The sequence below is a fragment of the Nitratidesulfovibrio sp. 1201_IL3209 genome, from assembly GCF_036763125.1.
Taxonomy (GTDB): domain Bacteria; phylum Desulfobacterota; class Desulfovibrionia; order Desulfovibrionales; family Desulfovibrionaceae; genus Cupidesulfovibrio.
Genome location: NZ_JBAIYT010000112.1, coordinates 1 through 255 on the forward strand (window position 1 = coordinate 1; position 255 = coordinate 255).

Consider the following 255-nt stretch of genomic DNA (forward strand, 5'->3'; position numbering starts at 1 on the left):
TCGCGCAAGTACGGGAATATTAACCCGTTTCCCATCGGCTACGGCTTTCGCCCTCGCCTTAGGGGCCGACTAACCCTGGGAAGATTACCTTTACCCAGGAAACCTTGGGTTTACGGCGAACAGGTTTCTCACCTGTTTTATCGTTACTCATGTCAGCATAATCACTTCCCTGCAGTCCAGCATGCCTTCCGGCACACCTTCTGCCCGCAGGGAACGCTCCCCTACCGATCGCTTGCGCGATCCCGAAGCTTCGGT

At 55.7% G+C, this 255-nt stretch carries 1 rRNA gene; it reads right to left on the minus strand.

Features of this window, described 5'->3' with window-relative positions:
* Positions 1–255: ribosomal RNA gene (locus V6B97_RS17500) — 23S ribosomal RNA — on the minus strand; the annotation flags it as partial.